The following is a 24,552-nucleotide window of genomic DNA, read 5'->3' on the forward strand; positions in this document are numbered from 1 at the left end:
ACATTTTTTTATCGTGTATTATCAACGAAATCATCATTTCTAAAATTAAAAAAAATTAAACATCATAAATTCAATAACTCTAGTAGTTTTAATAAGTTATAAATTATTACCAAAAACTAATCTTATGAATTCTACATTACTTAAAATAATTAAATCACGTGAAGACATTTCTGATTATCTTTTTCATTTCACAAAAAGAAATAATGCTAGAGAAACATTACATAAAATAATAGATAATAATTCTCTAAAAGACATTGAAGAAAAAGGGTTTCTTTGCTTCACAGAATCACCAATAACTTTACTTATCGGAATGTTTAAAATATTTGAGGAATATCCCGATCCAATGTATTCACCATATGGAATTGCCGTGAAAAAAGATTATTTTTTTAATTTGGGCGGCCGAACTGTTGTCTATGGAAGTTCTAATGATAAAAAAGAACTTTTACCTACATCTCAATGGCGGTTTGAAGAACATAACCCAAAAATAAGAGACTTTAGTTGGCTGAGGGAATGGAGACTAAATATAAAAGAATTAAAACTTGATAAAGAAAATTTCTTTGTAATTACTAAAACAAAAAAAGAATTAGAAGAAATTGCATTTGATAAATCTAACATTATAGATATCGAATTTGATGGAGATGTTTCAGATGGACAATTTTGGGGTTCTGCTACTGGAATAATAGGTAGAAGTTTTAAAGGCATTTCAATGGAAGATTTAGAAGAACTAAATAAATTATCAAAAGAAGAACTTGAAATAATTTTATCTAAGCAAAATTTTGATGAAATATCTGGCACTAATTTAGGATCATTTGTAATGTAATCTGCTAGTTAAACCATAAAATTTTCAAAATGGAACTCGTTTTCTCTTCGTTACATAATATTAGATTGTATCAAGTAACTTAAACAAAAGACAAGTTACAGTGTTCTACCTAGCTTTTCTATGAAGTGTTCAATAAAAAAGTTGTCGTTCACTAAATAAATAATATTCTGTTTGCAGACCAAATAGAAAATAGAAATTCCTCAATTACGAAAGTAGTTGGGGATTTTTTTTTATAAATCTGGGTAGAATAAAGAAAGAATTTCTAGTATTATAGTAGCTCCATCTTTGTCAGTTCGAGCGCAGTCGAGAACCATTATTTCATCTCGACTGCGCTCAATGAGACAGAAAAATAGTATCTTACTATTGGTATAATCCAAAGCATGAAAAATGCCTGAAATCTTTTTCTTCAAAAGAATTTTCTTTATATTTACTCTATTAAAAAACAGAAAAGTTAACCTTTAAATATACCTATTATGGCAAAAAGTCAAGACGCAAAGAAAAACGTAAAAAAAGAACCTCTTAAAACCGCTAAGGAGAAAAAAGAGGAAAAAAGAGAAAAGAAAAACAGTCCTAAAAGAGACTAGTTTTTAGTAATCAGTGTTCAGTACATAGTGTTCAGTTTTAGTACTGAACACTATTTTTTTTCTGAACACTATTTCAAAGGTATATTTTCCAGAATTTTCAATACAAATTTCCAGAATTTTTGAGAAGATTGAATCGAAGCTCTTTCGTCTGGTGAATGGGCTCCTTGAATCGTTGGTCCAAAAGAAATCATATCCATATCAGGATAATTCGTTCCTAAAATTCCACATTCTAAACCAGCGTGACAAGCCACCACTTTTGGTTTTTCGTTATTTTGTTTTTCATAGATTTTAACCAGTAAATCTAAGATTTCAGATTTTACATTGGGTGTCCAACCCGGATAAGAACCCGACAAATTCACTTCGCAACCGCATAATTCAAAAGCAGAACGCAAAGCATTTGCCAAATCAAACTTGGAAGTTTCCACCGAAGAACGCGTCAAACAGCTAATAGAAATTTCACCATCTTTGATGATAACGCGAGCCACATTATTCGAAGTCTCTACCAAATCTTCCATATCGGCCGACATTCTGTAAACACCATTGTGAGCGGCATAAATCGAACGAAGAATCCCTTCCTGAACGCCCAAATCCATTACTTTTTTAGGCAAATCGCTTTTTACTATTTCTATACTTAAATTAGGTTCAGTGGTTTTGAATTCGTTTTTGATGTCGTTGATAATTTCTTGCATATCAAAAACATAGGCTTCATCATACATTCCGGCAACAATTACTTTGGCTACACTTTCTCTCGGAATGGCATTGCGTAAACTTCCTCCGTTGATTTCAGCAACTTGTAGGCCAAAATTTTCGAAAGCGTCGAACAACAAACGATTCATTATTTTATTGGCATTACCCAAACCTTTGTGAATATCCATTCCAGAATGTCCTCCATTCAGGCCCTTAACAGTAATGGTATAACCAACAGAACCTTCGGGAGTTTCTTCTTCGTAGTAACTTCTGGTTGCTGTAACATCAATTCCTCCAGCACAACCAATGTCAATTTCATCGTCTTCTTCAGTATCCATATTCAAAAGAATTTCTCCTTTCAGGATGCCACCTTTTAGGTTCAAAGCGCCTGTCATTCCAGTTTCTTCATCAATGGTAAACAAAGCTTCAATGGCAGGATGTGCAATTTCTTTAGATTCTAAAATTGCCATAATCATCGCCACTCCAAGACCATTATCTGCTCCAAGTGTGGTTCCGCGAGCACGAACCCAGTCGCCATCGACATACATATCAATTCCTTGTTTATCGAAATCAAAAACAGTGTCGGCATTTTTTTGATGTACCATATCCAAATGGCCTTGCAGCACAACGGTTTTACGATTTTCCATTCCAGCAGTGGCAGGTTTGCGGATAATCACGTTTCGGATTTCGTCTTCAAAGGTTTCTAATCCCAATGAATTTCCAAAGTTTTTCATAAACTCGATTACTCGTTCTTCTTTTTTTGATGGACGAGGAACGGCGTTCAAATCGGCAAATTTGTTCCAAAGTGCTTTGGGTTCTAGGTTTCTAATTTCTTGGCTCATTTATTTTTGTGTGAGGTTTAACATTTACAAAGCTCAAAGTTACAAATATTAAAAACTTTTTGAATACTAATTGATATTGTAATTATATTTACATTCAAAATATTTTCAGTGCAACGCAAATACATCCTTCCCCTATTCCTCCTAATTCAAATTCTATTTCTGAAAATAATTGCCTTTTTTCCTGGATGGGTAGAACGCTTTTACAGCAATGGTTTGTATGTTTTGATTTCGAAATTTTCACGGATAGTTTTAGGGATAATACCTTTTTCTGTCGGAGATATTATGTATGGAATTCTGATTTTTTATCTTTTAAAGTCGATTTGGAAAGCAAGAAAAACTTGGAAAACAGAATGGAAAAATAATCTTTTAAAAGTTTTGAATGTCCTTTCGGTTGCGTATTTTCTGTTTCATTTGTTGTGGGCTTTGAATTATTACCGTCAACCGCTGTTCGAAAAAATGCAAATCGAAAGAGATTATAACAATGCTGATTTATTCGATTTTACTAAAAAACTGATTGCCAAAACCAATCAAATTCAAAGTCAGATTACCAAAAATGATAGCAAGAAAGTAGTTTTTCCTTATTCGCAAAAACAAGTTTTTGAGATGAATTTGAATGGATATAAAACGCTTTCAAACGAATACCACTTTTTTGAATATACTAATCCTAGTATCAAGAAATCACTTTTTAGTTTGCCATTGACTTATATGGGTTTTGGCGGTTATTTAAACCCGTTTACCAATGAAGCTCAAGTCAATTATTTGGGACCAATGTATGGTTTTCCTATGACAACAAACCACGAAATGGCACACCAAATGGGATTTGCCAGCGAAAGTGAATGCAATTTCATCGGATTTCTGGCATCTGTGAAAAACGAAAATTTATACATTCAATATTCGGGATATAGCAATGCTTTGCGTTATTGTTTGGGCAATTGGTATGTTCGAGACGAAAAAGTGTATGATCAATTATTGAAAACGATTCATCCCGGAATTTTGAAAAACTATCAGGAAAACGAAGATTTTTGGAAACAATATGAAACACCAATCGAAACTGGTTTTCATATTTTCTATGACAATTTCTTGAAAATAAACCAGCAAAAAGACGGAATGGATAGTTATAGCAAATTTGTGAATTTGATGGTGAATTATTATAAAGGAAAGAAATTATAAAAGATGGAACGCTAATGACACAGATTTAAGCGGATATTTTTTCGTTTATCAACTAACTTGTAATTAACTTCAGGATTTGAATATATGTTCAAATCTTGAACACCTGATTTAACGCATTAAATTTGTAACAAAATCTTCTTTTTGACCACTAACTTAAATATGAGCGACGATTTACAACAATCTTTTGTGCTTCAATTGAAGACCAATCAGAATATAATCCACAAGATTTGTAGGTTATATACGAATGGTGAGGATGCGCATAAGGATTTGTTTCAGGAAATCACGATTCAGTTGTGGAAAGCCTTTCCGAAGTTTCGTGGCGACAGCAAATTTTCGACTTGGGCCTATCGAGTCGCCTTGAATACGGCCATTACTTTATACCGAAAAAGCACTCGCTCAGTCAAAACGGTAGATTATGAAACTCAACAATATTTTATTAGCAATGAAGATTATAATTATGAAGAAGAAGAACGATTAAAATTAATGTACAAAGCAGTTTACCAACTGAATGACATTGAAAAGGCTTTGATTTTTATGTATCTTGAAGATAAGGATTATCAAGAAATTTCAGAAACTTTGGGAATTAGCGAAGTGAATGCAAGGGTGAAAATGAATAGAATTAAAGGGAAATTAAAAAAAATACTAAATCCATAAAAAATATGAAAGAGCTGGATTTATTAAAAAGAGATTGGCACAAAAACGATGCCTTCGAACAGGTTTCTGAAGTAGAAATTTATAAGATGTTGCACCAAAAATCGTCTTCGATTGTGAAGTGGATTTTGATTGTGAGCCTTATAGAATTTGTAGTAATAAATGGTATTTCATTATTACTCAATGATCCAAAATACGATGAATTTATAAGCAATCACCCTTATATCAATTATTTAGAGAAATTTAATTATGTTGTAATTGTAGCTTTTATCTATTTGTTTTATAGAAATTTCAAAAACATTTCGGTCTTGAATTCTTCAAAAACATTGATAAAACACATCCTAAAAACCAGAAAAATTGTTACTTACTATATTTACTGGAACATTTTTATAGGCGGAATTACAGGAGCTTTGAGTGGAATTGAAGGTTTCAACGAAGGTTTTAAATCTGGAGGAGGAGATAACGCTGTTTTAGCCACAAATTGCCTTACAATAATTATTATGGCTGCATTGATAATGGGCTTTATCTGGTTGTTTTACAAACTATTATATGGCAGTTTCCTACGCAAACTTAAAGATAATTATACCGAATTAAAAAAAATAGATCTATAATTCGGAATTTCTTTTTAATAATCCCATTGTCTTAATTTGTTCAATTCCTCAGCTGCTTTTAATTCTTCGGCAGGAATTACTTTCAAAAAGGAAGGATGTTGCTCGATAGCATACTCAATTTTTTCAACAATTTGTTCGATGGTATCGTTGTCATAATCAATTTCCATTGGTGGTTTGATGATGAAAGATTGAAGAATGTCTTTCTTTTTCATTCGCAATCCTTTTTTATCAAACGAACGTCGGAAACCGTCAATCACAATGGGAACTACAATTGGTCGATGCTGTTTGATGATATGTGCAGTTCCTTTTCGAACGGGTTTAAATGATTTTGTGGTGCCTTGCGGAAAAGTAATTACCCAACCATCATTCAATGCGATTTTAATATTTTCGGTATCATTAGGATTTACATCTCTTTTTTCGGTAACGTCTTTTCCACAAGAACGCCAAGTTCTTTCTACTGTAATTGCTCCTATATAAGCTAAAATTCGGGGTAATAATCCGGCTTGCATAGTTTCTTTGGCAGCTACATAATAAATATTCAACTTGGGTTTCCAAATGTATCCAATATTTTTTATTGAATCTTGACGACCGCTCAAACTGGCATTAAAAACGTGAAACATGGCAACCACATCAGCAAAATAGGTTTGATGATTGGATATAAAAAGTACATTCGCATCAGGTAATTTGGTAATTATTTCTGATCCTTCTATTTGCAAACTATTAAAACCACGATAGCGTCTGTGAGTTAAAACCGCAAAAACGTGTATTAAAAATCTTTTAACAACAAGAATATGTCCAAAAGGATTTCTCTTAAATAGCGCCATAAAATAGTGTGTAATAAATAAATTAGAAAGGCAAACATACAAAAACTTATAATTTATAGCACTTTTTTCAGGACTTCTTTCAACTCGCTCAGCATCATCGCTGTAGCACCCCAAACGATATGCTCGTTGATTTTGTATGCAGGAATTTCAATATCTTTGGCGTAAGACGTTGTCATTATTGCACTTACAATTAAATTATCATTCAAAAAATCAGATAATGGCAATTCTATAATTTGAGCAACTTCATTACTATCTGGAATAAAAACAATTTCTTCTTTGCTGATTCCTAAAAAAGGATACACCATAAAATTACTGGCTTGAATGTACAAATTCGTAAAAGGCATAATAATTTGGATTTGCTCAGGATGAATGCCAATTTCTTCTTGAGTTTCTCGCAAAGCAGTATTGACATAGGTTTGGTCTTTGGGTTCAAATTTCCCTCCTGGAAAAGCAATTTGAGCCGAATGAATTCCTTCATATGAATTTCGAACGATGAGTACCAAATGAGTTCTTCCATTTTTAGGATAAAACAACATCATCACTGCTGCATTTTTGGGATTTATAGAGTCAAAATTCATATTTTTCAAAGTTTTTATCCGTTCTAAAGGAGCCATTTTAAAATGAGCTTCACTTGCAGGAAGATTTACTTCTAAAAATTTGGGAACATATTCTAAAAAAACTTGAAAATCCATAATCAAACCCTATTTTTGTAAATTGGAAACTGTTATAAATATAATTCAAAAATTTCTAAAAACAAATTTTAAAAGCAATTCCAAAGGCTACATCAATAAGCCAAAACACATAAACCATTAAACTCTTAAACCCTAAACTGTAATGTATAGCAAAGAGGAATCGCAACGATTAAAACGAGAATTCTGGATAGAATTTGCCGAAAAATATCCCCGAAAATGGATTTTGTATGACACAAAAATCAAGGATTTTTCGTTTAAATTTTATGTCGATAATAAAAAAGCACAAGTCCTAATAGACATTGAACATCGCAATGACGAAAAACGAATTGTTTATTTTGAAAAATTAGAATCTTTAAAAACCGTTTTGGAAGATGATTTTGTCAAAGATTTGGTTTTTGAGAAAAACTTTACTCTCGAAAGTGGCAAAACTATAAGCAGAATTTGGGTCGAAAAAACAGGTATAAGCGTCAGCAATAGAAAGTATTGGGACGAAATATTCGACTTTTTCTACGAAAAAATGAATGCATTAGAAATGTTTTATTTTGAATATGGAGATTACATTCGAGATTTGGAATTAAATACTTAAAATTTATTTAAATTCTTACATTCCTTTTTACAAAAAATCTATATTTGAGCAAATTATAATACATATGAAAAAAATATATTGGGTCTTTTTTGTGGTACTTTTTACCTTTACTTCATTAGCCCAAAATTCGTTGGAAGATTACAAAAAAAAATATCCCGATTTTAATGAATTAATTCTAAAAGATCAGCAAGCCTATGATTTTTCAATAGAAAACGACAAATTAAAAGTCATTGAAAACAGTCAATATGAATCTTTAATAATGACTGACAACGGCATAATCAACAACAAAGAATCTTTCAGTTATTCGGAATTAGTCAAACTTATGGGCTATGATGCCTATTCGGTGGTTACAGAAAATGGCAAGGAAAAGAAAATTAAAGTTACCCAAACCAACGAAGTGCAATCAGAACAAAGTTCGGTGTTTTATGATGATGTGAAAGTGCGTCAACTTATTTTTCCAAATCTAGAAGCTGGAGCCAAAAAAGTATATCATTATCAAACTGAAATTATAGATCCATTCTTGCTTCATAAATATGTTTTCGGAAGCAATTTGCCCATAAAAAACGCTGTTTTAGAAATCAAAACAGACAAAAACATCAATATTGGCTACAAAATATTTAATGATCCAACAAATTCAATCGAATTTTCAAAAACCGAAAAAAAAGGAAAATGGATTTATCAATGGACTCTAAAAGAGGTTAAACCAGTAAAGTTTGAATCGAATTCGCCAGGTTTTTTACACCTAGTTCCTCACATAAATGTGTATATTAAAGACTATACCATAAACAACAAAAAAGTGGAAGTTTTAGGAGATATAGACAAGTTATATACCTATTACAAAGGTTTTACAAAGAACATTAACCAAAAAGAAGATGCAAACTTAAAAGCGATTACTCTCAAATTGATAGAAAATCTAACCACTGATGAAGAGAAAATTAAAAGTATTTTTTATTGGGTGAAAGACAACATCAAATACATTGCTTTCGAGAATGGTTATGAAGGTTTTATTCCAAGAGAAGCCAGCCTAATTTGTGAACGAAAATTTGGCGATTGCAAGGATATGGCAAGCATAATTACCACAATGGCAAAATATGCCAATGTAAAAGACGTATTTCTTTCGTGGATTGGAACACGTGAAATTCCTTATTCTTATAACGAAATGCCAACTCCAGCAGTAGATAATCATATGATTGCTGTGTATAAAAAAGGTGACAATTATATCTTTCTGGATGCTACTGACAAAGAAACACTGTATGGAATTCCAACATCCTTCATTCAAGGAAAAGAAGCTTTGATTGGCGAAGGCGAAAACTATAAAATTGTAACTGTTCCTGTTGTAGTTGCCGAAACAAATGAAATAAACGAACAAGTAAAATTAAGTATCGAAAAAGACAAACTCGTAGGTTCTGGAAAAGTACAATTCAAAGGGTATAGCCGCAGTAATATTACCCTTCGAATGGGAGATGCTACGAACAAAACTAGATTCGAAATGATAAAAAGTTTGGTTCTTAAAGGCAATAACAAATTTAACCTCAAAGAATATTCCGAAGAAAATCTTACTGACAGAGACAAACCTTATCAAATAAACTACAATTTCGATTTGCAAAATTATATAGTCAAAGCCGATAAGGAAATTTATATCAATCTTTTTTTGGAAAAACCATTTGAAAAATTAACCATCGAAAAAGACCGATTTGCACCATTTGAATTCGAGCATTTAACATTTGTAAACAGCCAATACGAATTAGAAATCCCTAAAAATTGCAGCTTAAAATACCTTCCTAAAAATTTTAGTTTGGACAATGATTATGTAAAAGCAAATTTCACCTATCAAAATCAAAACAATAAAATAACATTGTCAATCAAGCTGCAACAAAAGAAATTATTGATTGCAAAATCTGATTTTGAGCTTTGGAATAAGACCATAAAAGAACTAAAAAACAATTACTCTGAAACCCTAATTTTATTAGAAAAATAATGAAAATCAATCCATTAAAAATCATTTTTACACTAGTTGTATTGTTCAACTCATCGGCATTTTTAGCCCAAGAATATTCGTTTAAATCCTATGATTGGAATGAAAAAGAAACTACAGTTAGCGTTCCTGAAAAATACAAAAACGAAAACGAAGTCATCCTAAATCGAACTGAAAAAATTGAATTTGTGATTGTCGGAAAGACAGCCAAACAATATCACTTGGTTCACGAAAAAATCTTCATCAACTCAGACGATGCTATCGAACGTAATAATAAAATTTACATTCCCTTTAGTCTAGACGAAAGTGTACTGGCCAACAAAGCACGAGTAATTCTTAAAAACGGCACAACTATTCTTTTGGATAAAAAAGATATCAAAGAAGATATTGACCAAGAAAAAGGAATGAAATACACCTATTTTGCAGTAAATGGACTTGAAAAAGGCGCCATTATCGAAAAATTGTATGTCCTTGAAGAAAGTCCAGAATTTACTGGACAAACTATCAAAATGCAAGACGAATACCCAATTGCTGATTTGAATTTTGAATTAATTTATCCGAATTACTTAGTGTTTAAAACCAAATCCTATAACAAATTACGTGAACCTACAATTGATGAAAAAAAGATTCAAAACACCAACGTTTTATCAATTATCGAAAAAGACATTCCAGCTTTAGACAATAATGAACAATATTCAAATTGGGCTTTGCAGCTAAAATTATTCCGATACAAACTCGATGAAAATCTATTAAGTGGCGGTAGAAATTTAAATAATTTCAAGGAGTTTTCTAATAATTTATACACAAGACTTAACCCAGAATTAGACAAAAAACAACAAAAAGCAATCGACGATTTTTGTGCTACAATTCCAAAATCGAATGATGAACAAGAGCAAATTTGGAACATCGAAAACAAAATCAAAAAAACCATTGGCTATGATAGATATATCGATTCTAAAGAAAATCTATCGGATGTAATTGTAACCAAACAAGCCAATCAATCTGACATACTAAAATTTTATTCGGCTGTTTTCAAATACTTTTCTATTGAAAATAATATGGTTTTCACTTCAAATAGGTATAAAATTCCATTTGATAAAGACTTTGAAAGTTTTGAAAATCTAAACGAACTTTTGTTCTATTTTCCAACCATCAAAAAATATTTAACACCAACAGAAATTGAATATCGAATTCCGCTTTTTCCCAATACTATCGCCAATAACAACGGTTTATTCATCAAAGAAAAAACGTTTGGAGGAGTAAAAATGGGAATTGGTGAAATTAATTTTATAGAAATTCCAGGAAATGACATCTCTCACGATATAATGAATATCACCATCGATTTTACTCAAGATATTGAAAATCCATTAATTACAAGCAATCTAACTTTTGGTGGTTATTCAGGTTTGAATTTTCAACCCATAAAAGATTTTGCTTCGGCTGATCAATATAAAGCGGTTTTGAAAAGCATTGCCGAAAATTATACGGTAGAAACAGAATACAAAACTCTTACCACAGAAAATGATGGAATAGAATTTATTGGCAAAAAATCGTTTGTGTTAAATGTAACGTTCGACGGAAAAGAATTGACCAAAAAAGCGGGTGAAAATTACTTGTTTTCAGTTGGTGAAACCATCGGAAAACAAATGGAATTCTACCAAGAAAACAAAAGAACATTGCCCGTAGAAATTGACTATCCACATCTTTATACCCGAAATATCAAAATCATATTGCCAAAAGGGGCTTCGGTAAAAAATCTAGATAAATTTGTAATGGATTATAAAACCCAAGTAAATGGCAAAACTGAAGCTGGTTTCAACAGTAAATACACTAAAACTGGTGATGAAATTTTAATCGAAAACAATGAATTTTACAACATTGTCAATTATCCTTTAAACCAATTTGACGATTACAAAGCAGTAATCAATGCAGCAGCCGATTTTAATAAAATTGTGATTATCGTTACAAAATAAACAAGTAGTCTAAAAAAATCAGACCGCAAATTCGCATATTATTTTCAGATTCAATCTGGAACTTGCGAATTTGCGGTCTTTTTTTGGGATGTATTTTTAAGATAATGTACTAAAAAATGATTGGTGATTTTTCATTTTAAATTAATCATTCATCGAAATCAAAAACTCTTCGTTATTTCTAGTTTTCTTGAAACGATCGTTGATAAAATCCATTGCTTCTACTGGGTTCATGTCTGAAAGATATTTTCTCATAATCCACATTCTTTGAAGCGTTTTTGCATCTAACAATAAATCATCACGTCTGGTGCTTGAAGAGGTTAAATCAATGGCTGGGAAAATACGTTTGTTGGCAATTTTACGATCCAATTGCAATTCCATATTACCCGTTCCTTTGAATTCTTCAAAAATAACTTCATCCATTTTGGAACCTGTTTCGGTCAAAGCTGTGGCGATAATACTCAAAGAACCGCCATTTTCAACATTTCTAGCGGCTCCAAAAAATCGTTTTGGTTTCTGTAACGCATTCGCATCTACACCTCCACTCAAAACCTTACCAGACGCAGGTTGAACTGTATTGTAAGCTCTTGCCAAACGGGTAATCGAATCCAATAAAATCACTACATCATGACCACATTCAACCAATCGTTTTGATTTTTCGAGAACGATATTAGCAATTTTCACGTGTTCTTGTGGTTCTCTGTCAAAAGTCGAAGCAATTACTTCACCGCGAACACTTCTAATCATATCAGTCACCTCTTCTGGACGTTCGTCAATCAATAAAACAATCAAATACACTTCAGGATGATTGGCTGCGATGGCGTTGGCAATATCTTTTAGCAACATCGTTTTACCAGTTTTAGGCTGTGCTACAATCATACCACGTTGACCTTTTCCAATTGGAGAAAATAAATCGATAATTCGGGTAGAAATGGTACTTTGTCTTTCAGCTAATTTGAATTTTTCAGAAGGAAAAACAGGAGTTAAATGTTCGAATGATACTCTATCACGAACTACTTGTGGGTCGTGTCCATTAATTTTTAAAACACGAACTAATGGAAAGAATTTTTCACCCTCTTTTGGAGGACGCACAACTCCTTTTACGGTATCTCCGGTTTTAAGTCCAAATAATCTAATTTGGGATGTCGATAAATAAATATCATCTGGTGAAGCCAAATAATTATAATCTGAAGATCGAAGAAATCCATACCCATCAGGCATCATTTCCAAAACGCCTTCGCTTTCTATAATTCCATCAAATTCAAAATCAGAATCTCTAAAGTTGTTTTTCTTGTTTTTGAAATTTGGATTTGCATTTCCGTTTCCATTTTGATTTGCATTTCCATTTTGATTTGGATTTGCATTTTGATTTGGATTTTGGTTGTTTTTTTGCTTATTGAGTTGGTTAGGATTTATTTTTTTTGAAGGAATTTCAATCTCATTATTTTCGGCAGTTTCTGCTTCTAAATTTGCTTGACTAACTTCGTTTGATTCGCTTCCTACACTAGCTAATTTTGCTTCTTCTTTTTGCTTTTGCAAAGCAACTTTCTTTTCGTAAGCTGATTTATTAAATTTAATCACTTTACTTGCTTTCTTTTCAATTGGATTTACTTCAACCGAAATTTCATTTTTAACGGGTTCAACTTTTGGTTCAATCGCTATTTCCTCTTCAGCAAAAAGTGAATTTGTAGCATTCTTTTGGATGGCAACTTTTTTGGGAGCTATAATTCGAGTGCGTTTAGGTTTTTCAACTTCTTCTTTAGGTTCAGCTGGCTTACTTCCTGAATTTGAATCTGTAGTTTTAGCTTGAAGTTCTAAAATTTGATTGATTAATACCTCTTTTTTTACACCATTAAATTTTATTGTTTTAGCCGCTTTAGCTATTTCTTGAAGCTCAGAAAGCTTCATTTCTTTTAATGCAGAAATGTCAAACATAAATGTTCTATGAGTTTAAATAATTGGGGAATACTATAAAAGTGTGTAGTAAAATTTGATTTTGAATTGGCCGAAGAATGAAGTACTTACGGATTTGTTATGCAATATTACGAATAAATTTTAATCTACAATAGTATTTATTAAAAAGAAAATATATTTTTGTCAAACAATTTAAGACAATGTTACAAAGAATTCAGACCATTTATTTACTTCTAGCCTTTGTTGCAACTGGAGTTTTACCCTTCTTCTTGCCGCTTTGGACAATGAGTGATGGCAAAGACTACCTATTTATGCAAAATCAAGTATATGTTGTATTACTTGGATTGAGCACAACACTTACGATTGTGAGTATTGTTTCCTATAAAAAAAGACAAAATCAATTTGTTTTAGGCAGATTGAATATAATTTTAAATTTAATTTTATTAGGCTTGTTTGTATATCGTTCACTAAATGTATCTGGAGAAACACTAGCTGTTTCTGAGAAAGGTATTGGGATGTTTCTACCTATTGTTGCTATCGTGTTGTTGGTTTTAGCCAACAAGGCCATCAAAAAGGATGAAGATCTTGTAAAATCTGTGGACCGTCTGAGATAATCCTATAAACTTAGTTTATTAGTGCGAAGGAAACCCGAATGTAATAGTTCGGGTTTTTTTGTGGTTAGATTTTTTTTCAACCGCTGATTGGCAGAATATTCAATATTTATAACTTGCAAATTTGCGGTAATCTTACTTCTTCCCTATTTCAACAATCTCCAAATCCTTAATTTTATCGCCATCAATAACAAACCGAAGCATTGTTCTGACTTGGTGAAAACCACTTTTTCCTACAGCTCCAGGATTCATATGCAAGAGATTGTTTTTCTTGTCAAACATCACTTTCAAGATATGAGAATGCCCGCAAATAAATAATTTTGGAGGATTCGTCATTATTTCAGCTTTAATACTAGCATTGTATTTTCCGGGGTAACCGCCGATATGTGTAATCCAAACATCTACACCTTCGCACATAAATCGATTGTGCAACGAAAATTCCATTCGGGCTTTGTCGTCATCAATATTACCATAAACTCCTCGCAAAGGTTTGATTTTTTTTATTGTATCGGTCACCACTAAATCGCCAATATCACCAGCGTGCCAAACTTCATCGGCTTGTTCTACATATTTCAAAATGGTATCGTCGATATGACTGTGTGTGTCTGAAAGCAGGAGAATTTTTTTCATATTTGTTTTTAACAGTAAAATCGCAATGATGCAAAGTTATAATTTCATCCCGAAGCTTCGGGAGAAAAATTAACTGTTTTTAATTTACTTTGTCGTTGTGTTAGTTTTGGGAAAATTTTAAAAGTATAATCAACTTAAATCTTTGTAAATTTGCCGATATTAACTCATTCACTGATCACTTTTTCGGCATTATTGACTAAATACTGAACACTGAATACTGCATACTAACTTTGAGGTATTTTATAAAACTAGCTTACAACGGAACCCATTATCACGGATGGCAATGTCAACCCAATGCATCATCGGTACAAGAAACTTTGAACAAAGCCATTTCGGTCATTTTGAACAACGAAATAAGCCTTATGGGAGCAGGCCGCACAGACACTGGTGTTCACGCCAAAGAAATGTATGCTCATTTTGATTTTGAAAACCCAATTGATTCCTCGAGTTTAGTTCACAAACTCAATTCCTATTTACCCAAAGACATTGTAATTTATGATGTTATTCTGGTTCACGATGAAGCTCATTCTCGTTTTGATGCTATAAAACGAACATATGAATACCATATCAATACTTTTAAAGATGCTTTTTTGCAAGATGGAAGTTGGTATTTCCACCAAAAATTGGATTTGGACATAATGAACCAAGCTTCGAAATTATTATTCAACCATATTGATTTTCAATGTTTTTCTAAAGTAAATACCGATGTAAATACTTTTGACTGTACTATTTTTGAAGCCTATTGGAAGCAAGAAAATAACCAAATTATATTCACCATTTCGGCCAATCGTTTTTTGAGAAATATGGTTCGCTCTATTGTAGGAACTTTAATTTATGTAGGTTTGCACAAAATTACATTAGAAGATTTTAACTCAATTATAGAAAGTAAAAGTCGCGAGAAGGCAGGATTTTCTGTGCCAGCACACGGTTTATATTTGACTCAAGTTACTTATGATTACCTAAAATAGCCCCGATAGCAGTGAAAATCCTTTTTTGTTTTTGCTGCCAAAAACAAAAAAGATTGCAACGAATAGCGGGAAACAGCTCCTAAAAAATATATGAAAGCAAAAGCATTCGATACAAGATTATTCAAAAGAATATTAAAATATACCAAACCTTATCAATTCCGATTTAATGGAGTGATTTTCTTTGCTATTTTCTTATCCGTTTTTGCAGCAGTACGCCCTTTCATTTTGCAGGGAACTGTTGATACTTACATCAAACCTAAAGACACTTATGGTTTATTGATGTATGTAACTTTGATGGGAGTTACACTAATATTAGAAGTTGTATCTCAATTTTTCTTTGTTTATTGGGCTAACTGGCTTGGACAAGATATTGTGAAAGACATTCGAAATAAAATGTTCAAACACATTCTGAGTTTCAAAATGAAATATTTTGACAATGTTCCGGTTGGACAACTTGTGACACGTTCTGTTTCAGATATCGAAGCTATTGCTCGCATTTTCAGTCAAGGATTATTTATGATTGCTAGTGATTTGATGAAAATGGCGGTTTGTTTATTGATCATGTTTTGGATGAATTGGCAACTTTCGTTTATTGTAGTTATAGCCATGCCAATATTAGTTTTCTTCACCCGAATTTTTCAAAGGAAAATGCAAGTTGCTTTTGAAGAAGTGAGAACACAAATTGCCAATCTTAACACTTTTGTACAAGAAAGAGTTACCGGAATGAAAATCGTTCAACTCTTTAATCGAGAAGATATTGAATTCGAAAAATTCAAGGCTATCAATCAAAAACACAACAAAGCTTGGATTAAAACCATATTATACAACTCTATTTTCTTTCCAATTGCCGATATTATTTCATCCTTAACACTTGCTTTTATTGTTTTATATGGTGGAATTCAAATACTAAATGGAAGCACATTTACTACCCTAGGTCAAATGACGGCTTACACGATGTTTATTGCAATGTTATTCAATCCTTTACGTCAAATTGCGGATAAATTCAACGAAATGCAATTGGGAATGATTGCTGCCAATCGTGTTTTTGATATTCTCGATACTCAAGACCAAATCCAAGATACAGGAACTGTTGAAGCTCCTGTTTTTAAAGGAAATATTCAATTCAAAGAGGTTCATTTTGGTTACATTGCTAATGAAGAAGTAATAAAAGGTATTGATTTAGATGTAAAAGCAGGACAAACTATAGCCATTGTTGGAGCAACTGGAGCTGGAAAATCGACAATTATTAACTTATTAAATCGTTTTTATGAAATCAATAGCGGAACGATTTGCATTGACGATCACAACATCGAAAACTATACTTTAGGTTCATTGCGCAAGCAAATTGCAGTAGTTTTACAGGATGTTTTTCTTTTTGCCGATACCATTTTCAACAACATAACGCTTAATAATCCTGATATTTCTCGGGAACAAGTTTTGGCAGCAGCCAAAAAAATTGGCGTTCACAAATTCATTATGAGTTTGCCCGATAATTATGATTTTGATGTAAAAGAACGCGGAGTAATGCTATCTTCTGGCCAACGCCAACTGATTGCTTTTCTTCGTGCCTATGTGAGTAATCCGAGTATTTTAATATTAGACGAAGCCACTTCTTCAATCGATACCTATTCGGAAGAATTGATTCAAAAAGCTACTGAAACCATTACAAAAGGAAGGACTTCTATCGTTATCGCCCACCGATTGGTCACTATTCTTAAAGCCGATAAAATTGTAGTGATGGACAAAGGGTTAATTGTAGAACAAGGAACCCATCAAGAATTAGTAGAAAAAACAGGTGGTTATTACAAAAATTTATATGATTCGCAGTTTGTAACAGACGACAATTAAATTTATATACTTAAATCTTCCAAGTAACTTTACAAATTCATGAAAAAATTCATCAGTTACCTAATCATTATAATAACTTATTCTTGTATTCCATTGAAAATTGCCCCAAGCATAGAAGGTGAAAAAATAACAAACGCAAAAAAATTTAAAAAAGACCTTCCAAATTTTTACGGATTTATTTTTGAAGACACCAAAAAGGCCAATGAGTTTTACAATTTTATCAATACTAAATATAATTTAAAGCATATTAATGTTGAATCAAATGTTCCAATTATCATTAATAACAATACCTATTATTTATCTTTTTTTGAGCGAGAAAGAACCACAAAGACTTTAAATTTGGTTCCAATAGCAATTGATGCAGATAGAAACAGCAAAGGAAAAGATCCAATACTAGAAGATCTTTACACCTCTAGAACTGGTTCTTGGTATCTAGTTCTCACTGTAACAGACCCCGAAATAAAAGATTGCCTTAATCCAAATTATCCGCAACGTGAAGAAATAATAAAACATTTGAAAATGTTAAGAGATGAATATTTTACAACCAGCAATTATATGGAATCCTATTTAAAAATGAAACCGTAAGTTTCTAAATAATTAACAAACTTATGCAAGAGTGGAAGTTTTTTTTAAAATAAATCCTTAATTTTGCCAACTGAAATTAATTTTGATAGCTGATCAAAAATGGCACGAGCTTTTGCGACTGCATTTTTACCATAATTTAAATAATAAGAAAAAAAATGAAATACGATGTTATAGTTTTAGGAAGTGGGCCAGGCGGATATGTAACTGCCATTAGAGCTTCTCAATTAGGCTTTAAAGTTGCCGTAATCGAAAAAGAAAATTTGGGTGGAATTTGTTTGAACTGGGGTTGTATCCCTACAAAAGCATTGTTGAAATCGGCTCAGGTTTTTGATTACTTAAAACACGCTTCGGATTATGGATTGACTGTTTCATCATTCGATAAAGATTTCCCTGCTGTAATTCAACGTAGCCGTAATGTGGCTGCTGGAATGAGCAAAGGCGTTACTTTCTTGATGAAAAAAAATAAAATTGACGTTATTAATGGTTTTGGAAAAGTAAAACCAGGTAAAAAAATTGACGTTACCGATGCAGCTGGAAAAGTAACAGAATATTCTGCAGACCATATTATTATTGCAACTGGAGCACGTTCTCGTGAGTTACCTAACTTACCACAAGATGGTGTAAAAGTAATTGGATACCGTCAAGCAATGAGTTTACCTACACAACCTAAAAAGATGATTGTTGTAGGTTCGGGAGCCATTGGAGTAGAATTTGCACATTTTTACAACTCAATGGGAACAGATGTTACTATTGTGGAGTTTATGCCTAATGTAGTTCCGGTTGAAGACGAAGATATTTCAAAAGAATTTGAAAAATCCTTGAAAAAAGCAGGAATCAATGTAATGACAAATTCCTCTGTAGAAAAAATTGACACTTCTGGAGCAGGTGTGAAAGCATTCGTTAAAACCGCTAAAGGTGAAGAAATTTTAGAAGCTGATATTTTATTATCTGCTGTTGGAATCAAAACCAATATCGAAAACATTGGATTGGAAGAAGTAGGAATAGCTGTTGATAGAGATAAAATCTTGGTAAACGCCTACAACCAAACCAATATTCCGGGTTATTATGCCATTGGTGACGTAACTCCAGGTCAAGCTTTGGCACACGTTGCTTCTGCTGAAGGAATTAACTGTGTGGAGAAAATTGCTGGTCTTCATGTGGATCCAATCGATTACGGAAACGTTCCGGGTTGTACTTATGCTACACCAGAAATTGCTTCTGTTGGTTTGACTGAAAAAGCAGCAAAAGAAAAAGGATATGAATTGAAAATTGGAAAATTCCCATTCTCAGCCTCTGGAAAAGCTAAAGCTGCCGGTGCTGCCGACGGATTTGTAAAAGTAATTTTCGATGCTAAATACGGAGAATGGTTAGGTTGCCATATGATTGGTGCTGGTGTTACGGATATGATTGCAGAAGCAGTTGTAGCTCGTAAACTAGAAACTACAGGTCACGAAATCTTAAAATCGATTCACCCTCACCCAACAATGAGTGAAGCAGTTATGGAAGCCGTTGCTGCTGCTTATGGAGAAGTAATTCACTTGTAATATCAGATTACTTAAAATATTGAAATCCGTTTTGTTAAAGCAAAGCGGATTTTTTTTACGGCAAATTTTCTTGTTATTAAATATAATTCAGTAAATTTGATAGACCCTAATCACTTAATTAAAACAATATATACCAATAAGTTATCAAATCCCCCCACTCTTTTGATTGTATTCCTATTAATTGATTTCGTATTGCATTTTTAGTTTCATAAAAAAAATAAATCATTATTTGAGAGTCATCAAATTCTCAAACTATTAAAATAATTTATTAACCCAAAAAACTTTATTATGAAAAAAATGAATTTTATCAAAATCATTTTAGCTGCACTGATTTTAATTAGTTTCAGTTGTAAAAAAGCAGCAGAATCTATTGAAACTGCAAAAACCACCTTTGATTTGGAAGCAGCAAAATCAGCGATTGAATCTGCAGGCGAAAACTTTGTTATTGCTTTTAACAAAGGAGATTCTATTGGGCTTGCAAATTGTTATACCACCGATGCCAAAATGATGGGGCCAAACGAAAAATCAATAATTGGAAGACCAGCCATTCAAAAGGTATTCAGTAGTTGGATTAAATCAGGAACGCCTACTTTCACCATGAAAACAATTGAAGTTTGGGGCAATGAAGACCTAATGGCTGCCGAAGAAGAATGGACTTTTTCAGATAAAAATGGAAAAATTCTTGACTCTGGAAAATCAATTGAACTTTTTAAAATGGAAGATGGAAAATGGCGTCTCTACCGTGATTGCTATAATTCTGACATGCCAATTCCTAAAAAATAAGAAAATTTGACATAAAAAAATCCGTTTTGTTTGGTTACAAAACGGATTTTTTTTGAAATACGAAATGATTAAGCCATAAACAAAACTTTCTTCTCATGGCTGTATAAAACCAAATCATAAGGAACATATTCAGAAATTATTTTTTCTGAAGCATCATCAAATACCATTTGATTGTATTTTCTAAACAAGTAAATTTCTTTTAGACAATTATACAAACTCTGATGAATTAATGTTGTAAAAGTTGGTATTTGCTTGTCACCTACCAATAATTCTAATTGATAATTTGAACTACTTTTCGAAAGATTGTTCCCGATAATTCTTATCGAAAATTTTGTTGGAATTTCTTTTTCCTTCCCTTGATACTGTACTATCATAATTAAATAAATTTTAATGTTATTAAATTAAAAAACCAAAATTTTATTGGTTGAATGCTACTCAAACTACTCAAAAAAAAATATAAGAAAATCAAAAAAAAAGAGCTCCTTAAATAATTCATTTGAAACAAAACTACTAAATAAATCATTTCAAAACTCACATAAAAGAATAAAACTTTCACAAATAATTTCGAACTTTATAAATAATCTAGACTACTAATTCTACTAAAAATACTTTATAATTATTTTTAAATTAATTGATTTCAAAAAACGCAATTTATCATTTCAATTTTTAGGACTATTGTGGATTTATACCGTTAAATCGCTATTTTTTTTGAATGCCAAATAAAATTTAATAACTCATGAAAATTTTATGTTTTAACATTGATTTTCGATTCTATTTTTAACCAAAACATTAAATCACCCCCATTTTTTGCATCAAAAAAGTAGCACTTTTATTTTTACAAATACCGTTTCTTAGTTTATAGTCAAAAAACAATTCATTGTCTCTAATTTCGACTTCAAAGCATTGATTGGTCAAAATTTCGGGATAAGAATTGGTGGTCAAACACACTTCAATATCGTGGGTGGCAATGGCTCCAATGGCTTTTTGGGCAATTATCTTTTTGACCACTTCAATCGTTCCGTTGCGCTTGTCGTCGGAATTGGTGCCACGCAAAATTTCATCCAACAGGACAAAAGCCGGTTTTTCTTCCAAGACGTTCATAATTTGTTTTAAGCGTTTAATTTCCGCAAAAAAGTAGGATTCGCTGTCGGACAATGAATCGGATAATCGCATTGAAACTAACACTGGCAAAGGATGAACCGTAGCTTTCGAAGCACAAACTACCGAACCCATTCCGCTCAAAACCATATTGATGCCCAAACTCCTCAAAAAAGTACTTTTACCAGACATATTCGAACCCGTCAAAATCACAAACGATTGAGGATAAAAATACGTATCATTGCCTACTCTAGTTGCTGGATTCAACAGTGGATGTCCCAAATCTTTAAACCCTATTTTATACTCTGAATTGATTTCAGGAAAAACAAAATCGGGATTGTTGTGCGCCAAATTCGCCAAACTATTGAGCATCTCGAATTCACCAATTACAATAACCCATTGTTCCAATTGAGTTGAATAATTGATTTTCCAATTCAAAATTGATTTCAAAACATGTAAGTGATACAAAAAAGTTCCATTAAACAAGGTAGCTACAACAATATTTGCGATAGTGTCCATACTCGAAAACAGCTCTGACAACTTTTTTAAATGTGTACTTGCTGTAGTATGATTGCTTATTAACTGCCTTCTTAGATCGTTCAGTTTTTTTGACTGAAACGTTTCGCCTTCAATTTTCTTTAGCAATAAACTATACTGTTTAATGACTTTATCCACCCTATCTGCTTTTGCAATTTCAGATTGAATTCGTTTAAGTAGCTTTCCAACAACCATTAAATTAGCAATAAAGACATAAGCAAGAAAAGACAGCAAAATGGTTTTCGATGTCAGGTAATAACCTACTGAAAGTCCTAAAAACAAAGTGGGCAACGCAAACGAAAGTACTAGTATAAACTTAGACAAGCTATTGTTTTTAAACGAATTCCAATGCAATAAAGATTCATAAACATTTTTTGAATCATTGCTTATTGTTGCCAAAGCAAAAAATTCCTGACGCCAATCCAATTTGGTTTTGAGTTCGTTTATGGCTTCCTGATTTTCGAGAATAGCTTCATTACTATTCAAAATCAATAATTGATTGGCCAATGTTTTTTTACCAATAAAAGTAGCCGTCCTATTCAAGTTTTGAAACAAGGAATGTTCCCCAAAAATATCCAAATCATAAGCATATGGATGATGAAAATCATTGAATTCTATTCCGTTTTCAAATGGGATTTTTTCTCTTTTCAGATACAAAATTTCATTTTTATTGATGGTTAAAAGAGTCGAAGTCAATTGTTTTTGAAAAGACAAACGGCTATGAATTCGCATCAAAAAAACAAAGCAAACAAAAGATAAAAACGCAGCAATAGCATAGAAAATCTCGCTATTTTTGATATAATTAAACAAGAAAAACAAACTAGCAAAAACACTTAAAATCCGTAAAATGCTAATGGTATTGTATTTGGTATTAATTTTTTCGAGAGCTTGAGAATAATGGGTAATTTTATTTTGATAGAGATTCATTTTCTTGATTTCAATGGAATACAAATATAGGTCTCATTCTGCTTAAATCAGTTACATATTTTCAAATAATCGTTTTTAAACTTATGCCTAATCATCATATAAAACGAATGTTTTTATTAAAATTATTTTCTACATTTGTATGGAAAGGCCAATGCTTTTCGTGTTTAAAAAAATAAAACTATGCAAAACATTCCCAGTGTTGACTTGCGTGATTTCCTTTCGGATGACCCGAAACGTAAACAAAAATTTGTAAATGAAATCGGAAGTGCCTTTGAAGAAATTGGCTTTGTAGCCTTAAAAGGCCATTTTTTAAACGACCAATTGGTCGAAGAGTTGTATGGCGAAATCAGAAACTTTTTTGCCTTGCCATTAGAAACCAAACACGGTTATGAAATCCCCGGTATTGGCGGTCAAAGAGGCTATGTTTCTTTTGGTAAAGAACACGCCAAAGGCCGAAAAGAAGGTGATTTGAAAGAGTTTTGGCACTTTGGACAATATGTAGAAAAAGATTCTAAATACGCTTCGGAATATCCTGACAATGTGGAGGTAAAAGAACTGCCACGTTTTAACATCGTTGGTAAAGAAGCCTACCAAATGTTGGAGAAAACAGGCGTTTATGTATTGAGAGCATTGGCATTACACCTTGGTTTGGGCGAATTTTATTTTGATGAATATGCCAAAGAAGGGAATTCTATTTTACGTCCCATTCATTATCCTCCCATTACTACGGAACCTGAAAATGCAATTCGTGCAGCAGCCCACGGCGACATCAACCTGATAACCCTTTTGATGGGTGCACAAGGTCGAGGTTTGCAAGTGCAAAATCACGATGGCGATTGGATTGACGCCATTGCAGAACCTGATGAATTGGTAATTAATGTAGGTGATATGCTATCTCGCCACACCAACAACAAATTGAAATCTACGATTCATCAAGTGGTCAATCCGCCGAGGGAATTGTGGGGAACGTCCCGTTATTCCATTCCGTTTTTTATGCATCCCGTGAGCGATATGAAATTAGATTGTTTAGAAAATTGCATCGATGCCGAAAATCCAAAAAAATTCGAAGATATAACTGCTGGTGAATATCTTTACGAAAGATTGGTAGATTTGGGATTAATCAAAAAATAAAGATTGTAACGCAGATGACGCGGATTCGCTAAAGCGAAAACACAGATATAAGCGGATTTTTATTTGATTTCTATTTGAAAATCAGTTTTTATCCGTGTCTTTACGAAGTAAATCCGTGCCATCTGCGTACCAAAACTATGTTGAGTTTTACATTAAAAATAAAAAAATGGACTTACAAGAACAATTAAAAAACTTATTTCCAGATCACATCGAATCGGAACCCGAAGAAATTCAGGAAGAAGAGCACACGCTTTTCATTCAAAAAGAACCTATGATTTGCAAATTCGAAAAGCGAAAAGGCAAAGCCACCACTATCATCGAAGGATACGAAGGAACGGACGAAGATTTTAAAATTCTGGCTAAAGAAATCAAAACCAAATTGAGCGTTGGCGGTACTTTCAAAGACGATTCCATCATCATTCAAGGTGATTATCGCGATAAAATTATGCAAATACTCAAAGAAAAAGGATTCAAAGTAAAACGCGTTGGAGGATAGAAATAGAGTGTTCAGTATTCGGCTTTTAGTGTTCAGTTAAACAACATTAAACTTTTAAACCTTAAATA

22 protein-coding genes are annotated in these 24,552 nt (G+C 32.4%); 15 read left to right on the top strand and 7 right to left on the bottom strand.

The window, feature by feature from the left end; translation table 11 throughout:
* The first annotated feature begins 124 nt into the window (after window positions 1-124).
* The gene (locus C3L50_RS03750; RefSeq protein ID WP_103804806.1) at window positions 125-820 is read left to right on the top strand and encodes a hypothetical protein; all 696 of its coding nucleotides are present in this window, start codon (window positions 125-127) and stop codon (window positions 818-820) included.
* Window positions 821-1,472: 652 nt separating this feature from the next.
* Here the strand turns inward: C3L50_RS03750 and C3L50_RS03760 are convergent.
* A complete protein-coding gene (locus tag C3L50_RS03760) occupies window positions 1,473-2,933 on the bottom strand; it encodes an aminoacyl-histidine dipeptidase (protein ID WP_103804808.1) in 1,461 nt (486 codons plus the stop codon).
* Window positions 2,934-3,041: 108 nt separating this feature from the next.
* Between C3L50_RS03760 and C3L50_RS03765 the strand changes: the two genes are divergently transcribed.
* The 3 genes from C3L50_RS03765 (at window position 3,042) to C3L50_RS03775 (ending at window position 5,365) form a co-directional block, all read left to right on the top strand.
* The gene (locus C3L50_RS03765; protein WP_103804809.1) at window positions 3,042-4,103 is read left to right on the top strand and encodes a DUF3810 domain-containing protein; all 1,062 of its coding nucleotides are present in this window, start codon (window positions 3,042-3,044) and stop codon (window positions 4,101-4,103) included.
* A 159-nt stretch (window positions 4,104-4,262) separates the two neighbouring features.
* Window positions 4,263-4,757, top strand: a complete 495-nt coding sequence (locus tag C3L50_RS03770) for an RNA polymerase sigma factor (RefSeq protein ID WP_103804810.1) — start codon at window positions 4,263-4,265, stop codon at window positions 4,755-4,757.
* Window positions 4,758-4,762: 5 nt separating this feature from the next.
* The gene (locus C3L50_RS03775; protein ID WP_103804811.1) at window positions 4,763-5,365 is read left to right on the top strand and encodes a hypothetical protein; all 603 of its coding nucleotides are present in this window, start codon (window positions 4,763-4,765) and stop codon (window positions 5,363-5,365) included.
* 14 nt (window positions 5,366-5,379) lie between these two features.
* Here the strand turns inward: C3L50_RS03775 and C3L50_RS03780 are convergent, their stop codons facing one another.
* Complete coding sequence (locus C3L50_RS03780; RefSeq protein ID WP_103804812.1) at window positions 5,380-6,189, bottom strand: lysophospholipid acyltransferase family protein; 810 nt, start codon at window positions 6,187-6,189, stop codon at window positions 5,380-5,382.
* 53 nt (window positions 6,190-6,242) lie between these two features.
* A complete protein-coding gene (locus C3L50_RS03785) occupies window positions 6,243-6,881 on the bottom strand; it encodes an NUDIX hydrolase (protein WP_103804813.1) in 639 nt (212 codons plus the stop codon).
* A gap of 142 nt (window positions 6,882-7,023) precedes the next feature.
* On the opposite strand from C3L50_RS03785, the gene C3L50_RS03790 reads away from it, so the two are divergent.
* The 3 genes from C3L50_RS03790 to C3L50_RS03800 all read left to right on the top strand — a co-directional run bounded on the left by C3L50_RS03790 (window position 7,024) and on the right by C3L50_RS03800 (window position 11,415).
* Window positions 7,024-7,467 carry a DUF4268 domain-containing protein gene (locus C3L50_RS03790; RefSeq protein ID WP_103804814.1) on the top strand — a complete coding sequence of 148 codons (444 nt, stop codon included), beginning with the start codon at window positions 7,024-7,026 and terminating at the stop codon, window positions 7,465-7,467.
* 64 nt (window positions 7,468-7,531) lie between these two features.
* Window positions 7,532-9,445, top strand: coding sequence for a DUF3857 domain-containing protein (locus tag C3L50_RS03795; protein WP_103804815.1), 1,914 nt, complete (start codon window positions 7,532-7,534; stop codon window positions 9,443-9,445).
* Window positions 9,445-11,415: a DUF3857 domain-containing protein gene (locus C3L50_RS03800; RefSeq protein ID WP_103804816.1), complete on the top strand. Its 1,971-nt coding sequence runs from the start codon at window positions 9,445-9,447 to the stop codon at window positions 11,413-11,415. The genes C3L50_RS03795 and C3L50_RS03800 overlap by 1 nt, the downstream gene beginning before the upstream one ends.
* A gap of 141 nt (window positions 11,416-11,556) precedes the next feature.
* Here the strand turns inward: C3L50_RS03800 and rho are convergent, their stop codons facing one another.
* Entirely contained in the window at window positions 11,557-13,347 is a 1,791-nt protein-coding gene (gene rho / locus C3L50_RS03805) for a transcription termination factor Rho (protein ID WP_103804817.1), read from the bottom strand.
* 179 nt (window positions 13,348-13,526) lie between these two features.
* Between rho and C3L50_RS03810 the strand changes: the two genes are divergently transcribed.
* Entirely contained in the window at window positions 13,527-13,940 is a 414-nt protein-coding gene (locus C3L50_RS03810) for a DUF4293 domain-containing protein (protein ID WP_103804818.1), read from the top strand.
* 132 nt (window positions 13,941-14,072) lie between these two features.
* Here C3L50_RS03810 and C3L50_RS03815 read toward each other — a convergent pair whose 3' ends face one another.
* Window positions 14,073-14,567: a metallophosphoesterase family protein gene (locus C3L50_RS03815; RefSeq protein ID WP_103804819.1), complete on the bottom strand. Its 495-nt coding sequence runs from the start codon at window positions 14,565-14,567 to the stop codon at window positions 14,073-14,075.
* Window positions 14,568-14,797: 230 nt separating this feature from the next.
* Between C3L50_RS03815 and truA the strand changes: the two genes are divergently transcribed.
* The 5 genes from truA to C3L50_RS03840 all read left to right on the top strand — a co-directional run bounded on the left by truA (window position 14,798) and on the right by C3L50_RS03840 (window position 20,295).
* Window positions 14,798-15,535 (top strand): tRNA pseudouridine(38-40) synthase TruA, encoded by a 738-nt coding sequence (gene truA, locus C3L50_RS03820; protein ID WP_103804820.1) that lies wholly within the window; start codon window positions 14,798-14,800, stop codon window positions 15,533-15,535.
* A 90-nt stretch (window positions 15,536-15,625) separates the two neighbouring features.
* Window positions 15,626-17,383: an ABC transporter ATP-binding protein gene (locus C3L50_RS03825; protein ID WP_103804821.1), complete on the top strand. Its 1,758-nt coding sequence runs from the start codon at window positions 15,626-15,628 to the stop codon at window positions 17,381-17,383.
* 39 nt (window positions 17,384-17,422) lie between these two features.
* Entirely contained in the window at window positions 17,423-17,968 is a 546-nt protein-coding gene (locus C3L50_RS03830) for an adaptor complexes medium subunit family protein (protein ID WP_103804822.1), read from the top strand.
* Window positions 17,969-18,123: 155 nt separating this feature from the next.
* Window positions 18,124-19,512 carry a dihydrolipoyl dehydrogenase gene (lpdA, locus tag C3L50_RS03835; protein ID WP_103804823.1) on the top strand — a complete coding sequence of 463 codons (1,389 nt, stop codon included), beginning with the start codon at window positions 18,124-18,126 and terminating at the stop codon, window positions 19,510-19,512.
* A 288-nt stretch (window positions 19,513-19,800) separates the two neighbouring features.
* The gene (locus tag C3L50_RS03840) at window positions 19,801-20,295 is read left to right on the top strand and encodes a YybH family protein (protein ID WP_103804824.1); all 495 of its coding nucleotides are present in this window, start codon (window positions 19,801-19,803) and stop codon (window positions 20,293-20,295) included.
* A gap of 68 nt (window positions 20,296-20,363) precedes the next feature.
* On the opposite strand, the gene C3L50_RS03845 is transcribed toward C3L50_RS03840, so the two are convergent.
* Window positions 20,364-20,669 carry a hypothetical protein gene (locus C3L50_RS03845; RefSeq protein ID WP_103804825.1) on the bottom strand — a complete coding sequence of 102 codons (306 nt, stop codon included), beginning with the start codon at window positions 20,667-20,669 and terminating at the stop codon, window positions 20,364-20,366.
* Window positions 20,670-21,084: 415 nt separating this feature from the next.
* Entirely contained in the window at window positions 21,085-22,857 is a 1,773-nt protein-coding gene (locus C3L50_RS03850; RefSeq protein WP_103804826.1) for a MutS-related protein, read from the bottom strand.
* A 180-nt stretch (window positions 22,858-23,037) separates the two neighbouring features.
* Here C3L50_RS03850 and C3L50_RS03855 point away from each other — a divergent pair, with 180 nt between their 5' ends.
* Window positions 23,038-23,988 carry an isopenicillin N synthase family dioxygenase gene (locus C3L50_RS03855; protein ID WP_103804827.1) on the top strand — a complete coding sequence of 317 codons (951 nt, stop codon included), beginning with the start codon at window positions 23,038-23,040 and terminating at the stop codon, window positions 23,986-23,988.
* Window positions 23,989-24,154: 166 nt separating this feature from the next.
* Window positions 24,155-24,484 carry a translation initiation factor gene (locus C3L50_RS03860; RefSeq protein WP_103804828.1) on the top strand — a complete coding sequence of 110 codons (330 nt, stop codon included), beginning with the start codon at window positions 24,155-24,157 and terminating at the stop codon, window positions 24,482-24,484.
* Window positions 24,485-24,552 lie beyond the last annotated feature (68 nt).

Source organism: Flavobacterium alvei (assembly GCF_002920895.1).
Lineage (GTDB): Bacteria > Bacteroidota > Bacteroidia > Flavobacteriales > Flavobacteriaceae > Flavobacterium > Flavobacterium alvei.